Source organism: Legionella drozanskii LLAP-1 (assembly GCF_001467585.1).
GTDB classification, from domain to species: Bacteria; Pseudomonadota; Gammaproteobacteria; order Legionellales; family Legionellaceae; genus Tatlockia; species Tatlockia drozanskii.
The window spans coordinates 230,749-243,676 of the sequence record NZ_LNXY01000020.1 but is presented as its reverse complement, the minus strand read 5'-3'; the positions used below and the strand labels follow the sequence as shown (position 1 = coordinate 243,676).

Sequence of the window (12,928 nt, the reverse complement as noted above, 5' to 3'; positions counted from 1 at the left end):
AATATTATGAATAAAATAATATTATTAGTTGAAGATGAGCCGCAAATATTAAAGGTTTTGTATGCCCTTTTTAAAAAAAGAGGTTATAAGGTTTTTACTGCGTCAAATGGCGAAGAAGCCTTAAATACACTAAAAAAAACGCCAATACAAGTGATTATCTCTGATTACCGAATGCCTAACATGAGTGGCGCAGAACTGCTAAAAAGAATAAAAGAATTATATCCAGAAATCATCCGTTTAATTATGAGTGGCTATGCAGACTTTGATATCATTGAAAAAAGTATTAACGAGGGTGCTATTTATAAATTTATAGCTAAGCCCTGGGATACCAATTTTTTACTTGAAACTATTCAAGAAGCGTTTCAACTGTACGCGAGTAAAAACAATGATAAATTCCTTTATACCGACGGAATTTTAATATCTGATAATGATCTACAAAATGCATTAGATAAAAATCAATTCGAAGTTTATTATCAACCTCTTGTTGCTGCAAAGAACTATCATATTGTCGGAGCAGAGGCTTTATTGCGTTGGAGACATCCAGAAAAGGGTTTAATATCTCCCAGCTACTACATTTCGCTTTGTGAAAAAACTAAACTAATTATCCCAATTGGTTTATGGTTATTGAGAGAAGCATGCCAGCAACTGAAGGAATGGCATACTGAAGGTTATAAAGAGCTTAACTTGGCAGTTAACCTTTCTGCCTGTCAAATCAATCATCCAGGATTTTTGGATATGATTAAAGATATTATTTTAGAAACTGGGATTTTGCCCGAAAGCTTGGAATTAGAAATTACTGAAAGCGTACTCCTAGAAAATCATGAAAACATTCTTAAGGATTTACTAGAGATGCGAGATTTAGGCATAAAACTGTCCCTAGATGACTTTGGTACAGGATATTCTTCTCTTAATTATCTTAATAAATGCCCATTTAGCACAATAAAAATTGATATGTCATTTATACAAGAGATAACAAAACCTAAAACCTTAGAAATCGTTACTATGACCATTAATTTGGCAAAAAAACTTAATTTAATAACGATTGCTGAAGGCGTAGAAACAAGAGAAGAATTAGAACAATTAAAATCAATAAAATGCGATATAATTCAAGGATATATTTTTAGCAAACCGATTCCAAAGGAAGAATTCGCTCTGCTATTGGCGAAAGGAGGAACTTTTAGTCTTTAAATTGCGATCAATAGTTATGATAAAAAAGACTATTCCTGGAGAGGTCCGGCACGATCAAAATGTTAACTTATAATATCAAACCTAATAAATTCAATGATTGGAAAACAACAATGTCTACAACCAATTGAGTCAAGTTTTAGGGTGCAAAATCGTCTCTCCAAATTTGGGTTAAACCTTCACGAAAGGTAGGATATTTGAGAGTGATATGAAGCTCCTTTTTTATTTTCAAATTAGAAACACGGCGGTTGTTGCTATAAAATTCTTTCTCTAATGGTGATAGCGAGGCCTCTGACCATGGAACTAAAGGAGGTGGTTCTCGCTGGAGCAAAGAAGAAGCATAGTGCTCTACTGTATGCAAGGGTGCCGGCTCATCATCTGATACATTATAAATAGATAAGTTGTTAATGGAGTTCATTGAGGCTAGAAGAACAGAGACGATATCCTCAACATGAATACGGCAAAAAACCTGTTCTTTTTTGTATATACTTTGTTTTTTTCCACGTTGCAGGCGTTCAAAAACATTTCGACCAGGACCATAAATCCCGGACAGCCTAAAGACCTGAAGAGGTAATTGATTTATTTTTGCAAACGAGAGCCAAGCTTGTTCTGCTTGTAGACGCTGTATAGCTGTTGGAGTATGAGGAATGCACATCGATTTTTCATCAACCCATGCTCCCTCATGATTCCCGTAGACCCCGGTGGATGAAAGATAGCCCAACCATTTAAGTTGACCAGCTTGTTTTCTTATCATGTCCCCGTATTTTATCAACACGGAATCACAAGGGGAGTTTGTTGGGGGAATAGAAATTAAAATATGACTCGCCTGACTTAGATAATCTTCGATATTAGGGGAATTAAAATTAATCAGTTTGATTCCTTGAGTAACCTCTAACTCTTCTTCATCTAAACTACGCTTTGTTCCGATTACGTTAAAACCTTGTGAAATTAGCTTGGAGGAAAGGACTTTGGCAGTATATCCAAAGCCAAAAATTAAAAAATAAGGTTTCATAAACTACTCTTCTTTTTTAGAGTTGGAATAAAATTACAAAGCATCCACCATTAATTTTTTAGTGGCTTCAGAGCCAAATTTCTTTTAATTGTAAAGGGAATGCATCGGTGATGTTTATAACAATATAACACATTAGCTCTTCTCTAATATAAACACGTCATAATTAATCCATCCAAATTATAAGAGCCTACTTCTATAAAAAGCCTCTCGTTTGTGATGTTGTTTTTCCAAGAAACTTTTCATATCATCAACCGGAGCGATGGAGGTATGGAGAGAAGAGTTTGAACAAAAAAAGCTGGATTACACTGACTATTTGGATTGTTACTTTTCAAGTAATCGGATTTTTATTAGGGTTATTAACGCAATCCAATCTTCACTCTTGGTATGAGGGCTTAAATAAATCAACGCTCACTCCTCCAGGCTGGGTATTTGGAATTGTTTGGACAATTTTATATGTGCTTCTTGCAGTTGCAGGATGGGCGCTTTGGCGACAACGCGAAAATATCGAGATACGCGCTGCCTTCTATTTCTATATGGCCCAACTTTTGATGAATTGGGCATGGACGCCACTTTTTTTTCAATTCCATTGGATTGGTTTTAGTTTGATCTGGATCTTGATAATGACCTCTTTAACCTTTCTTACTATTTATTCAATTAAAAATAAAAAAAATGAGATCCGTTTATTGCTTGCTCCCTATTTTATTTGGTTGCTTTTTGCAACTTATTTAAATTATGCGATATGGTTACTCAATTAAAGGGGCTTCAATGAATATTTTAACTGTCGCCTTATCTGCACTCATTTAAATTTTCATCTTAGGCCGAACCCTGCTTAATCCGCCATCGACAGCGATTACTTGTCCTGTTATCCAATTATTTTTGGGATTTAAAAGAAATAAAATTGCTTGTGCAATATCTTCAGGTTTACCAATGCGACCTAATGCATGCATAGCCTTTGATGCATGATGCATAACTTCGTTTTTTATTAATTGAGTGGTTAAAGATGAGTCAACCATGCCGGGAGCAACTACATTAAAACGCAGGTTATTGGTCGCATAAGTTGCTGCGGCTGATTGAGCTAATCCAATAATACCCGCCTTTGCTGCAGCGATTGCCTCATGATTAGCTAGCCCTACTAAAGCAGCTGCAGATGCAATTAATACTACAGAGCCTCCTTTCTTCATGTAATGTCCAGCAGCATGCACTGTTGCGAATGACGTGGTTAACGAGGCGTCAATGACACTTTGGTATTGCTCTTTAAGGGTTGTATGTGCCGGTTTTAATAATAAAGAGCCACTGCAATTAAGCACACCATCGATAGTTCCTGCCAGTTGAAACGCTTCCTTTACCGCATCGAAATCAGTAGCATCTAATAAGATGTCCGGATTAATTTTGGTTTTGTCTCTAGCTGTAGTAAAAACGCTATCACCTTGTGCCTTTAAAGCGTTGGTCACTGCTTGCCCAATAGAACTACTTGCAGCAATTACTAAGTAATGAGCCATTGTCTCTCCTTGATATTGTCAACATTAGATAATTTTGTTTTTTATCATCAGCTAATTATGTTAAGTTTATTCCTTCGCATGCATTTGAGAAAGGATTTATTTGTCGAAACGGATCGCGGTTATTGGCTCAGGTATCTCGGGTTTGGTTAGTGCCTATTTACTTAGTGAACGCTACGATGTTTCATTATTTGAGGCAAATGATTACCTTGGTGGCCATACGAATACAGTTTCGGTCGATATTGAGGATGAACAATACTCTATTGATACTGGGTTTATTGTTTTTAATAAGAAAACCTATCCCAATTTTTTCAAATTAATTGAGAAACTTAATATACCGATTCAACTGAGTGAAATGAGTTTTAGTTACCGCTCAATAAGTAGCGGTTTCGAATATAATGGCCATAGCTTGAACACCCTGTTTTCGGATCGTCGCAATTTATTCAAACTAAGTTTTTATCGCTTTATCAAAGAAATACTATTATTTAATGATGATGCTAAAAAATTCCTTGCACAAGCTCAAAGTAAAGATATTTCAATTAAAGAGTTTTTAGAACGCCACCAGTACTCAGATCAATTTATGGAATGTTATCTCATCCCCATGATGTCAGCCGTTTGGTCGAAAAATAAAGAAGATACTTTGCATTGTTCTGCTCATTTTATTTTCAAGTTTTATGCAAATCATGGCTTACTGGATTTATACAATAGACCTCCGTGGTATGTTATTACTCAGGGTTCAAAAAGCTATATTCCATCGTTGATCAAAAAGCTTAACGACCGAATTTTCTTAAATACTACAATTGAAACGATACAGCGCGCAGCAAATCATGTGGTTTTGAAATCCGAATTTAATGAGTCCATTTTCGATTGCGTTGTCATTGCCACCCATAGCGACCAAGCTTTAAAACTTCTTTCACACCCTACTGAAGAGGAAATAAATATCCTTTCAGCAATAAAATTTACAGAAAATGAAGTGGTTCTTCATACTGACGAGCAGATTATGCCTAGACGAAAATTATCATGGGCCAGTTGGAATTATTTAGATAATGGGAGCTCATCTCCCTCGCTCACATACTACATGAATCGCTTGCAATCGATTCAATCACGCACTAATTTCTTTGTATCAGTAAATCTTGCAGGGACAATTGACAGTAGCAAAATTATTCAGCGTTTTACGTACGCCCATCCTTGTCTTGATCAAGCTGCGCTGAAGGCCCAACAACAAATTAAATTGATAAATGGAACAAATAAAACCTACTACGTTGGAAGCTATTGGGGCTATGGTTTTCACGAAGATGGTGTGAACAGCGCAATCAATACATGCAGACTAATTGAGGAACTAGATGTTTGAGAACCTTATTTTTACTGGAGAAGTGAGGCATCGGCGCTTTACCCCAAAGACGCATCAATTTTCCTACAAATTATTTATGTTTTGTTTTGATATTGGCGATCTACCCAATTCATTCAAAGACATAAAACAAGTTTCAATTGAGAAATTTAATTGGTTCTCCTTTCGTCGTATAAATTATCTGAGTCATCCCGAGATTCCTCTGGATGAATACGCAAGGCAACTGGTTGTTGCAAAATTTCATACCTACCCGAAAGGAAAAATATACTTATTAACTCATCTTACCTGTCTTGGCTATTGCTTTAACCCCATCAGTTTGTATTTTATTTTTGATGAAACCAATCAACAGTTGGATTATTTGATTATTGAGGTCACTAACACTCCATGGGGCGAAAAACATAACTACGTGCTGGAAAGTTCAGGCAAACCAAAAAATGATCTGTACCATTATCAATTTCAAAAAGAATTGCATGTGTCTCCATTTATGGCTATGAATTATGAGTACCAATTTAATCTTAAGTTAAATAAGCGAGAAATTATCGTCCATATGGAAAATCATATTGATGGGAAAAAGGACTTTGATGCCACGCTCAGGCTCAAAGCATCAGCTCAAAAAGCACCCTTATTTACGAAAGTATTTAAACGTTATCCATGGATAACTTATAAATTAGCTGTTGCAATATATTGGCAAGCATTAAAATTATGGCTGAAAGGTGTACCGTTTCATTTCCATCCAAAAAGGGATAAAAGGACATAGCCAAATGGTTGAGAATAATAATGCGAGATTTAGGCAGGGTGAAGCCCTATCAAAAAAAATCATCCTAAACGTATTAAAGAGAATACAACAAGGAACAATCCAGGTTAATGAAGGTAATGAGAGTCATGTATTTGGAGATATCAATGCAGTTAATGCACAAAATGCCACTCTTCATATAATTCAGCCTCGAGCCTATAAAAAAATACTGTTGGAAGGTTCTGTGGGAGCAGGTAAAAGTTACATCGATGGAGATTGGAGTACAGATGATTTACAAAAATTAATTGAGCTATTTATAAAAAATGACACTTTATTTAATAATATAGAAACCCCTTTTGCGCGCTTGTTTAGCTGGATAAGGACTATTAGCCATAAATTAAAAATGAACACTATACTACGAGCTAAAGATAATATTTTGGCTCACTATGATATAGGCAATGATTTTTTTCAATTAATTCTTGACCCATCCATGATGTACTCCTGCGCACTTTATGAACCATCTGACATCAGTCTGGATGAGGCTGCAAACAAAAAAATACAACGAATTTGTAATAAATTAGAATTGAAACCTGGTGATCATGTTTTGGAAATTGGTACGGGATGGGGTGGTTTTGCATTGTATGCGGCTCAAGAATACGGCTGCAAAATTACTACGACAACAATTTCTGATAAACAATATGCTTTTGTCAAAGAAAAAATTAAACAGCTAGGGTTAGAAAGTCGGATCGAATTGTTGAATCTTGATTATCGTAAATTATCAGGTCAGTACGATAAAGTGTTATCAATTGAAATGATTGAGGCCGTTGGGCATAAGTATTTTGATGCATTTTTTCATCAATGCAATCAGTTAGTTAAACCTCAAGGAATGTTTTTCTTACAAGCCATTGTGATTAATGATCAGGCTTATGAGGCAGCAAAGAATGAAGTTGATTTTATTAAGAAATACATTTTCCCCGGCGGATGCCTGCCTTCAGTTTTTTCCATATCCAAATCCATTGCAACCCAAACAAAAATGCAATTGATATCATTTGAAGATATTGGCAAACATTATGTAGCTACATTAAATGACTGGCATAATAAATTATTAGCCAATAAGCAAAACATTCTTGCTCAAGGATTTACTGAGAATTTTATTCGAATGTGGCAATTTTATTTTTGCTATTCAGGGGCAGGTTTTGAAAGTAATTACATTAGCGTTATTCATGCCTTGTGGCGGAAAAGAGAATGAAGAAATTTCATTATTTATTTCATTTGATCACTTATTATATAGCTTGGTTTTTTTGCATCACATTAGCTGCTCGTGGTTATGCGTGGTTGAGCTCCTTTATCGTTATAGTCTGTGTATTATTGCAAATTTTTTGGCAATATCAAATTCAACATAATACTCATGGGCTTTGGTGTTTGTTAGGATTGGTCATTTTTATCAGCACTCTGATTGATAGCCTGTTAATTTCAAGTGGGGTTATTATTTTTGCAGCAAATCCATTTTCTCCTTATGTTACCTCACCTTGGATGATAACCATTTGGATAAGCTTTACAGTTATTTTATATGCAACATTGGACAAGCTTTTTAGTCATTTAACTCTATTAGGATTATTATCATTCATGGGCTTCACTTTAGCTTATGCAATTGGTGCGAAAATGGGGGCAGCATTTTTTCCTTATGGATATAAAACCTGCTTCCTCATCGGAGCAATTTGGCTGATTTTGCTTCCTTTTGTCGTGTACGTTTATAAGAAAATAATGGATATAAAATGAATGTGATTGCCATCGTCTTTTTTTATCTTGTATTGCAAATGTCTTTCGTGTGGATTGTTTATCGATTATTAAAAAATCCGTCTGTTGTTGATGCTTCCTGGTCAATTGGTCTTATGATGTCCGGATTAATTTACTTAGAATCGATGCCTAAAACACCACGTACCACTGTAGCTAGTGCGCTTCTTATACTATGGGCTTTAAGATTAGCGGGGTATCTCTGGTACACCAGAATTCATCAAGGTCATCTAGATAAACGTTATACAGAACTAAGCAATAATTGGAAAATAAATCAGTCCCTTGGTTTTTTTCTTAATTTTCAATTGCAGGGGTTATTAATTTTTATCATTTCATTTGTATTTTATTTGATTAGCAACTCAAACAGCGCCACCCTGACTCTAACAGACAGAATTGCTATCGGTATGGTCATAGTTGGAATTATTGGTGAAACAGTAGCTGATTTACAACTTTATAGATTCAAAATAGGGCATAAAGGTAGCGTATGCGACATAGGCCTATGGAATTACTCAAGGCATCCAAATTATTTTTTTGATTGGTTGACATGGTTAGGCTTTACTTTGTTTGCCTTTCAATCACATAAGGGATACTTTGGAATTGTTTCACCCCTGGTTTTATATCTAATATTTACCCAGATCACTGGGCCTCTGACGGAGCGCGGATCGGTGCAATCAAGAGGACAAACCTACATCGATTACCAAAAGCAAACATCAATGTTTTTTCCTTGGTTTAAGCGAAAAATCGATTCTGAATAAATGTGGCAAAAAGACTACTCAATCCGCATAGAACCATTCCCCAAATAAAATCGATGAATGTAATTTTCCAGGGCCAATTTGCAAGTATGGAATAGTTGGTAAAATCATAAATACCATAGGTGACTAAACCAAGAATTACCCCTCCAGAAAACGCTTGAAAATAATTGCCCTGGGCTTTTGGAAGTACAAAAAAGAGAATTCCTATAGTGATGCATACATAAACAACCACCGCAGCCCACCATATTGGGGTCATGGCATCACCGGATTTACGCAGCAACATACCAATATTTTGTGCATATATATTTTTTGCAATTAATCCTAACCAAATCATATCCATGATGAACACTGAAATCATCGTCACTAAAAACAAGGTTATTAATTTCATAAACGTTCCTTATCAATTTTTGTGCTTGAATCAGATTTCTAAAACTGATTTGGCACTAGTTTAACATCCCAGATAATTCCAACTAACTCCATCCATTTGATCAATCGCCATAAATAACTGATTCTAATTGCTAGATCGTTTATATTTTGAATGAATTGGTATGTAATCAAATTTTTGTGCCGGACCACTCGAACCACATTCATCATAAGTATTATCTGCACAAAGAAAAAACTCCTCTGCTCCATAATTTGTGGCATGATATAGGGCCTGATCGACAGAGTTAAAATGAATGATTTGATTACCTTTCTGCATAAATTTTTCAGAATCTTTTGAGATTATTTCAACAATATACTCATGCAATTCAATTGGCGAGTAAATTAAAGCAATCACCTTTGATTTGTTTTGAGCATCCTTTACTAATTCTTCGTGCGTCTTGTTTGGCATAATTCATATTCCCATAAAATTGAACTATTTAATTATAGTCTTTAATTTAATCCTATACTTTATAAGCTTAGCATTCCGCAACTCGTGCGTTGGCTGGACAGAATATATACATAACAGGGCATTATGCTTTAGGACGAATCAGCGAGCCTCATACCAAGTTCATGCGAAAAAACTACCATCGATAGAACTAAAAGTTTAATATAGAACATAGCGCTCTCATTGTTGCTTTTGCTCTTATCTGCCTCATTCTTCATCTTTTTTAAAGATAGGAATTTTCAGCAACAAACAATAATTAAGTGTATTCCACAAGGTTGTCGAATAATGGTTTTCAAGCGAGTAGGATTTGCATGCAAATATATGGATTTGAATCAAAATCAAAGCCCCAAAATTTTAAAAGAAATACAACAAAATTATTCTGAAAAAACAACAACCATTAAGTGGCTCGAGTCGAGAAGCAAGGATGAAGTGGAAAAAAAATTATGGGAAATTATCACCCACAATACGCGCTCTGTTTACAATCTTATTGACTATGTGGGACATTTAGTTCCAGAGCAACGAATGGTTCGAATAGGTAGTGATCAACTCCCCGGCTTTACGCATCCGAAACTAAAGTATTTTTGGCAACAAGCAGATGTTTTAACTTTTCTTGAAGAAAAATTTCGTATTGCGGGTGACTTGGCTCGCCAATTAGATGTCCGCCTGAGTATGCACCCTGGGCAATTTGTGGTTCTTGCCAGTACTACACCCGATGTTGTCGAACGCAGCATTGCTGAATTTGAATACCATGCCAATTTAATCAGGTGGATGGGATACGGTAAAATATTTCAGGATTTTAAATGCAACGTGCACATTTCTGGTAAGCAAGGGCCTGAGGGCATTAAATTAATTTTAGGGCGGTTATCACCCGAAGCAAGAAATTCGATTACTATTGAGAACGATGAAATGTCATGGGGTCTTGATGCAAGCTTAGAGCTTGAAAAAAACCTAGCACTGGTTTTAGATATTCACCATCACTGGATAAAAACAGGGGAATACATTCAAGTCACTGATGACCGGGTTCGTCGTGTCATTGATAGCTGGCGCGGTGTTCGACCAGTCATCCATTATTCTGTGACACCAGAGCGCATATTAGACCAGCATGAGACTGATATTCTTCCTGATTTAAATAGGCTACTGTCTCAAGGATACAATAAAAGCCAGCTCAGGCAGCATAGTGACTTGATGTGGAATAGCGCATGCAATGCTTGGGCAGGAACGTTTAGGAGCCATTTTGATATTATGGTTGAAGCCAAAAATAAAAATTTAGCGAGTATACCGTTTGAAATAGCAACACGGCATTTGATAGGCTAATTTTACTCTTCAAAGGCTTGCCCTTTTATCATTTTTACGAGTTCTGCGAACTGTATTAAGGCAAGGAATGAAAACAAATCACACTCTTCAACATCTAGCCCTTGGGCTCTAAAATACCATCACTGCGTTATCTTCTGGATTTCGATAATATTCTTTTCAATCGTCTCGCAAATATCATTTAAAGGTAAATGACTTAACCGCTCTTCTGAAAAAGGATTTTGTAGCTCAATACCAATTTGATCTAATGAAAATAAAGCATAGGCTACCAAACCACTAATGACTGGACTAATCAAAAGAGAAACAGTGACTAAAGCAAATGGCAGAGCCAGTAAAAATGAAAAAATGAAACGCCTAGATTTGACTGCCATCACAAAGGGCATCGGCGTTTTTAGAATACGTTCACAAGCACCTTGGCTGTCAAGAATCAGAGCGCGTTTTTCCTCTGCCTGTAGAAATGAAAAAGAATCCAGTTCATTGCTAAGACGGACTCGATTAAGTTCCTGCGCAATAATTGACGACAAGGCATTAGGCTTGTGTTCTGATTGTTCTAAAATTGACAGAAGTGGGGTATCAACCAAGTGTCTTATTCCCTCAACTGAGGCATCTCCTCGTAAATTATTTTTCATCAGATAAGGAAGTGCTGCAATATAATTTGTTACCTTATTGCTCCAATTCATGTTCCTCGTGCTGGGGTAATTTGAGATAATAATGGCAAGATTCCTGCTTTGATTGACGACGTTTCCCCATATTTTTCTTGCCTCCCACCAGCGGTCATACCCTGCATTCACTCTAAAAACCAATATTAGTCCCATCATCAATCCAGCATACTCAAATGGCCCTATGGGTAAGGATATTGACGGTATAAAATAATAAAGGCATGAGATAAAAGAAGAATAACCAACCATAAATAGCACTTTTTTAAATACTCTGGGTGTCACGGAACCGCTGATTGCAAGCGCATTTTTTAAAAACCCGGGATGTTCATGTCGGTTAACCCATTGTTTTTTATCATTCATATTTTTTTCATACTTATCAAATGGTTCGTGCATTATATAATATCAATTTTTATAATGTTATTTTTTAGGGTTCTAACAAGTAAACCTTCCAAACGTTAGAGACTCTTGAATCACTGTTTGTCTGCGGACCAAGGTCAGTAACCCTTAAAAATAAGATTATGGATTACAGTAGTTGCAATAGGTTGGCTCCGCTTTTTCCAAATCGTCACGCCTTGGTTTTTTTTCTTTATTCTCACAGGAAACACAACCCCAAACCTCAAATCGATGCATTGATGTAGGAGAGTCACATAGGCTGCACGATAACTGTTCTGTTGTGGATACGAAACCAAATCCAGGTGCGCCGCAAGCACTGCAGCAGGTTAAAATGCGTGCGGCCAATTTTTCTGCTAAGGAGGATAATGCTTCCATCCGTGTAGGATTCATCATTGCGCGCATGTCAGTGGCCAAAAGCAATTCATCTCCTTTGGTAAAGCCTATTTTTATTAGGTTATCCAGAAGCTCAAGATCTTGTATGCCTTTTCCAAGAATTTCTTTTGAATGGTTTACTTGAAGAGTTAGTGCGTGGCTTGGGAATTGTACTGAGCGTAAAAATGTCTCAATAGCTGTACCTGGATGCAGAGTCACCATCTTATAATTGGTTTTTGGTGTGACGAGTTGTTCGGCAATAATCCAATCGTTCTTCAAATCAATAAAGACCATAATTTCATGATCACTTGCAAAAAAGGGTATCGATGGATGCGGTCCAAAACTGCCTTCACTCGCAATGCTAAAAAAACAATCAGCAGCAATTGCCGCAGTTCTAGCTTTTAGAATACAGGTTTCATAGGCATTCTGATTCCTAGGGATCTCGCCCGTGAAGGTTCCAAACTGATCCGTATCAAAATCAGATGTAAATAGTTTACAACCAATTTTCTCATGAAATATAGGCTGTATAACCCTTTCTTTTTCATGTTTGGATGCGAGTAAAACATGTTCATTTCTATAATGCATGCTTTTTCCCTATCAACGTGAATCATGGTGAACTAATTGCCAGTAGTTCACCATGATTTAACTAAAAATAGTCTAACCGTGCCACAGCAACATCCGATACAAACATCACCCCTGAATTTTTTTGGAATAAGATTTTCATGCCTAAAGCAATGGTGGCTATTGCCTCTTCAGGTGCCACCGCAATAAACATGACTAGAGTTGCTTTGTCATTAAAAAGAAGCTTTCCTTCATGAAATCCATGATGTCCTTTACCTGAAATATTGCGTAGCAACGTAAATCCGGATAAATTAGCCTCGTTCATCATTGTAGCAATCATCTGCTCCTGTTCTCCTGAAACGATAACTTCTATTTTTTTCATAGGATGTAAACTAATCCCGCTTTCTCGTTTTTCCTGAACTTTAATAATACTCATATAACGCT

General features: G+C 36.3%; 15 protein-coding genes. 8 read left to right on the top strand and 7 right to left on the bottom strand.

Features of this window, described 5'->3' with window-relative positions; translation table 11 throughout:
- Positions 1 to 6: 6 nt before the first annotated feature.
- Positions 7 to 1,188 (top strand): EAL domain-containing response regulator, encoded by a 1,182-nt coding sequence (locus Ldro_RS05520; protein WP_058495409.1) that lies wholly within the window; start codon positions 7 to 9, stop codon positions 1,186 to 1,188.
- A 136-nt stretch (positions 1,189 to 1,324) separates the two neighbouring features.
- Here Ldro_RS05520 and Ldro_RS05515 read toward each other — a convergent pair whose 3' ends face one another.
- Entirely contained in the window at positions 1,325 to 2,197 is an 873-nt protein-coding gene (locus Ldro_RS05515) for an SDR family oxidoreductase (protein WP_058495408.1), read from the bottom strand.
- 281 nt (positions 2,198 to 2,478) lie between these two features.
- Between Ldro_RS05515 and Ldro_RS05510 the strand changes: the two genes are divergently transcribed.
- A complete protein-coding gene (locus tag Ldro_RS05510; RefSeq protein ID WP_058495407.1) occupies positions 2,479 to 2,952 on the top strand; it encodes a TspO/MBR family protein in 474 nt (157 codons plus the stop codon).
- A gap of 45 nt (positions 2,953 to 2,997) precedes the next feature.
- Here the strand turns inward: Ldro_RS05510 and Ldro_RS05505 are convergent, their stop codons facing one another.
- Positions 2,998 to 3,696, bottom strand: coding sequence for an SDR family NAD(P)-dependent oxidoreductase (locus tag Ldro_RS05505; RefSeq protein ID WP_058495406.1), 699 nt, complete (start codon positions 3,694 to 3,696; stop codon positions 2,998 to 3,000).
- Positions 3,697 to 3,796: 100 nt separating this feature from the next.
- Here Ldro_RS05505 and Ldro_RS05500 point away from each other — a divergent pair, with 100 nt between their 5' ends.
- The 5 genes from Ldro_RS05500 to Ldro_RS05480 are packed head-to-tail and all read left to right on the top strand — an operon-like array spanning position 3,797 to position 8,323.
- Positions 3,797 to 5,044, top strand: a complete 1,248-nt coding sequence (locus Ldro_RS05500; RefSeq protein WP_058495405.1) for an NAD(P)/FAD-dependent oxidoreductase — start codon at positions 3,797 to 3,799, stop codon at positions 5,042 to 5,044.
- Positions 5,037 to 5,798, top strand: a complete 762-nt coding sequence (locus Ldro_RS05495) for a DUF1365 domain-containing protein (RefSeq protein ID WP_058495404.1) — start codon at positions 5,037 to 5,039, stop codon at positions 5,796 to 5,798. The genes Ldro_RS05500 and Ldro_RS05495 overlap by 8 nt, the downstream gene beginning before the upstream one ends.
- Before the next feature lie 4 nt (positions 5,799 to 5,802).
- The gene (locus Ldro_RS05490) at positions 5,803 to 7,023 is read left to right on the top strand and encodes an SAM-dependent methyltransferase (protein WP_058495403.1); all 1,221 of its coding nucleotides are present in this window, start codon (positions 5,803 to 5,805) and stop codon (positions 7,021 to 7,023) included.
- Positions 7,020 to 7,553, top strand: coding sequence for a DUF2878 domain-containing protein (locus Ldro_RS05485; RefSeq protein ID WP_058495402.1), 534 nt, complete (start codon positions 7,020 to 7,022; stop codon positions 7,551 to 7,553). Before Ldro_RS05490 ends, Ldro_RS05485 begins: the two co-directional genes overlap by 4 nt.
- Positions 7,550 to 8,323: a DUF1295 domain-containing protein gene (locus tag Ldro_RS05480; protein ID WP_058495401.1), complete on the top strand. Its 774-nt coding sequence runs from the start codon at positions 7,550 to 7,552 to the stop codon at positions 8,321 to 8,323. Before Ldro_RS05485 ends, Ldro_RS05480 begins: the two co-directional genes overlap by 4 nt.
- Here Ldro_RS05480 and Ldro_RS05475 read toward each other — a convergent pair.
- Both Ldro_RS05475 and Ldro_RS05470 read right to left on the bottom strand, forming a co-directional pair.
- Positions 8,298 to 8,708, bottom strand: a complete 411-nt coding sequence (locus Ldro_RS05475) for a DUF2177 family protein (RefSeq protein ID WP_058495400.1) — start codon at positions 8,706 to 8,708, stop codon at positions 8,298 to 8,300. The two genes, Ldro_RS05480 and Ldro_RS05475, sit on opposite strands and share 26 nt — an antisense overlap.
- Positions 8,709 to 8,831: 123 nt before the next feature.
- On the bottom strand, positions 8,832 to 9,152 hold the full coding sequence (locus tag Ldro_RS05470; RefSeq protein ID WP_058495399.1) for a DUF6482 family protein: 321 nt from the start codon (positions 9,150 to 9,152) through the stop codon (positions 8,832 to 8,834).
- 321 nt (positions 9,153 to 9,473) lie between these two features.
- Between Ldro_RS05470 and Ldro_RS05465 the strand changes: the two genes are divergently transcribed.
- Positions 9,474 to 10,502, top strand: a complete 1,029-nt coding sequence (locus Ldro_RS05465; RefSeq protein WP_065235904.1) for an apurinic/apyrimidinic endonuclease family protein — start codon at positions 9,474 to 9,476, stop codon at positions 10,500 to 10,502.
- A gap of 119 nt (positions 10,503 to 10,621) precedes the next feature.
- On the opposite strand, the gene Ldro_RS05460 is transcribed toward Ldro_RS05465, so the two are convergent.
- The 3 genes from Ldro_RS05460 to Ldro_RS05450 form a co-directional block, all read right to left on the bottom strand.
- Positions 10,622 to 11,551: a bestrophin family protein gene (locus tag Ldro_RS05460; protein ID WP_238583976.1), complete on the bottom strand. Its 930-nt coding sequence runs from the start codon at positions 11,549 to 11,551 to the stop codon at positions 10,622 to 10,624.
- Positions 11,552 to 11,674: 123 nt separating this feature from the next.
- Positions 11,675 to 12,508 carry a DUF6671 family protein gene (locus Ldro_RS05455; RefSeq protein ID WP_058495397.1) on the bottom strand — a complete coding sequence of 278 codons (834 nt, stop codon included), beginning with the start codon at positions 12,506 to 12,508 and terminating at the stop codon, positions 11,675 to 11,677.
- Positions 12,509 to 12,569: 61 nt separating this feature from the next.
- A complete protein-coding gene (locus Ldro_RS05450) occupies positions 12,570 to 12,920 on the bottom strand; it encodes a P-II family nitrogen regulator (RefSeq protein WP_058495396.1) in 351 nt (116 codons plus the stop codon).
- Positions 12,921 to 12,928 lie beyond the last annotated feature (8 nt).

Coding starts and splice junctions, on each gene's coding strand:
- Ldro_RS05490 (WP_058495403.1), top strand. CDS start 5,803: ATGGTTGAGAATAATAATGCGAGATTTAGGCAGGGTGAAGCCCTATCA.
- Ldro_RS05520 (WP_058495409.1), top strand. CDS start 7: ATGAATAAAATAATATTATTAGTTGAAGATGAGCCGCAAATATTAAAG.
- Ldro_RS05505 (WP_058495406.1), bottom strand. CDS start 3,696: ATGGCTCATTACTTAGTAATTGCTGCAAGTAGTTCTATTGGGCAAGCA.
- Ldro_RS05485 (WP_058495402.1), top strand. CDS start 7,020: ATGAAGAAATTTCATTATTTATTTCATTTGATCACTTATTATATAGCT.
- Ldro_RS05470 (WP_058495399.1), bottom strand. CDS start 9,152: ATGCCAAACAAGACGCACGAAGAATTAGTAAAGGATGCTCAAAACAAA.
- Ldro_RS05495 (WP_058495404.1), top strand. CDS start 5,037: ATGTTTGAGAACCTTATTTTTACTGGAGAAGTGAGGCATCGGCGCTTT.
- Ldro_RS05475 (WP_058495400.1), bottom strand. CDS start 8,708: ATGAAATTAATAACCTTGTTTTTAGTGACGATGATTTCAGTGTTCATC.
- Ldro_RS05460 (WP_238583976.1), bottom strand. CDS start 11,551: ATGCACGAACCATTTGATAAGTATGAAAAAAATATGAATGATAAAAAA.
- Ldro_RS05515 (WP_058495408.1), bottom strand. CDS start 2,197: ATGAAACCTTATTTTTTAATTTTTGGCTTTGGATATACTGCCAAAGTC.
- Ldro_RS05455 (WP_058495397.1), bottom strand. CDS start 12,508: ATGCATTATAGAAATGAACATGTTTTACTCGCATCCAAACATGAAAAA.
- Ldro_RS05450 (WP_058495396.1), bottom strand. CDS start 12,920: ATGAGTATTATTAAAGTTCAGGAAAAACGAGAAAGCGGGATTAGTTTA.
- Ldro_RS05465 (WP_065235904.1), top strand. CDS start 9,474: ATGGTTTTCAAGCGAGTAGGATTTGCATGCAAATATATGGATTTGAAT.
- Ldro_RS05480 (WP_058495401.1), top strand. CDS start 7,550: ATGAATGTGATTGCCATCGTCTTTTTTTATCTTGTATTGCAAATGTCT.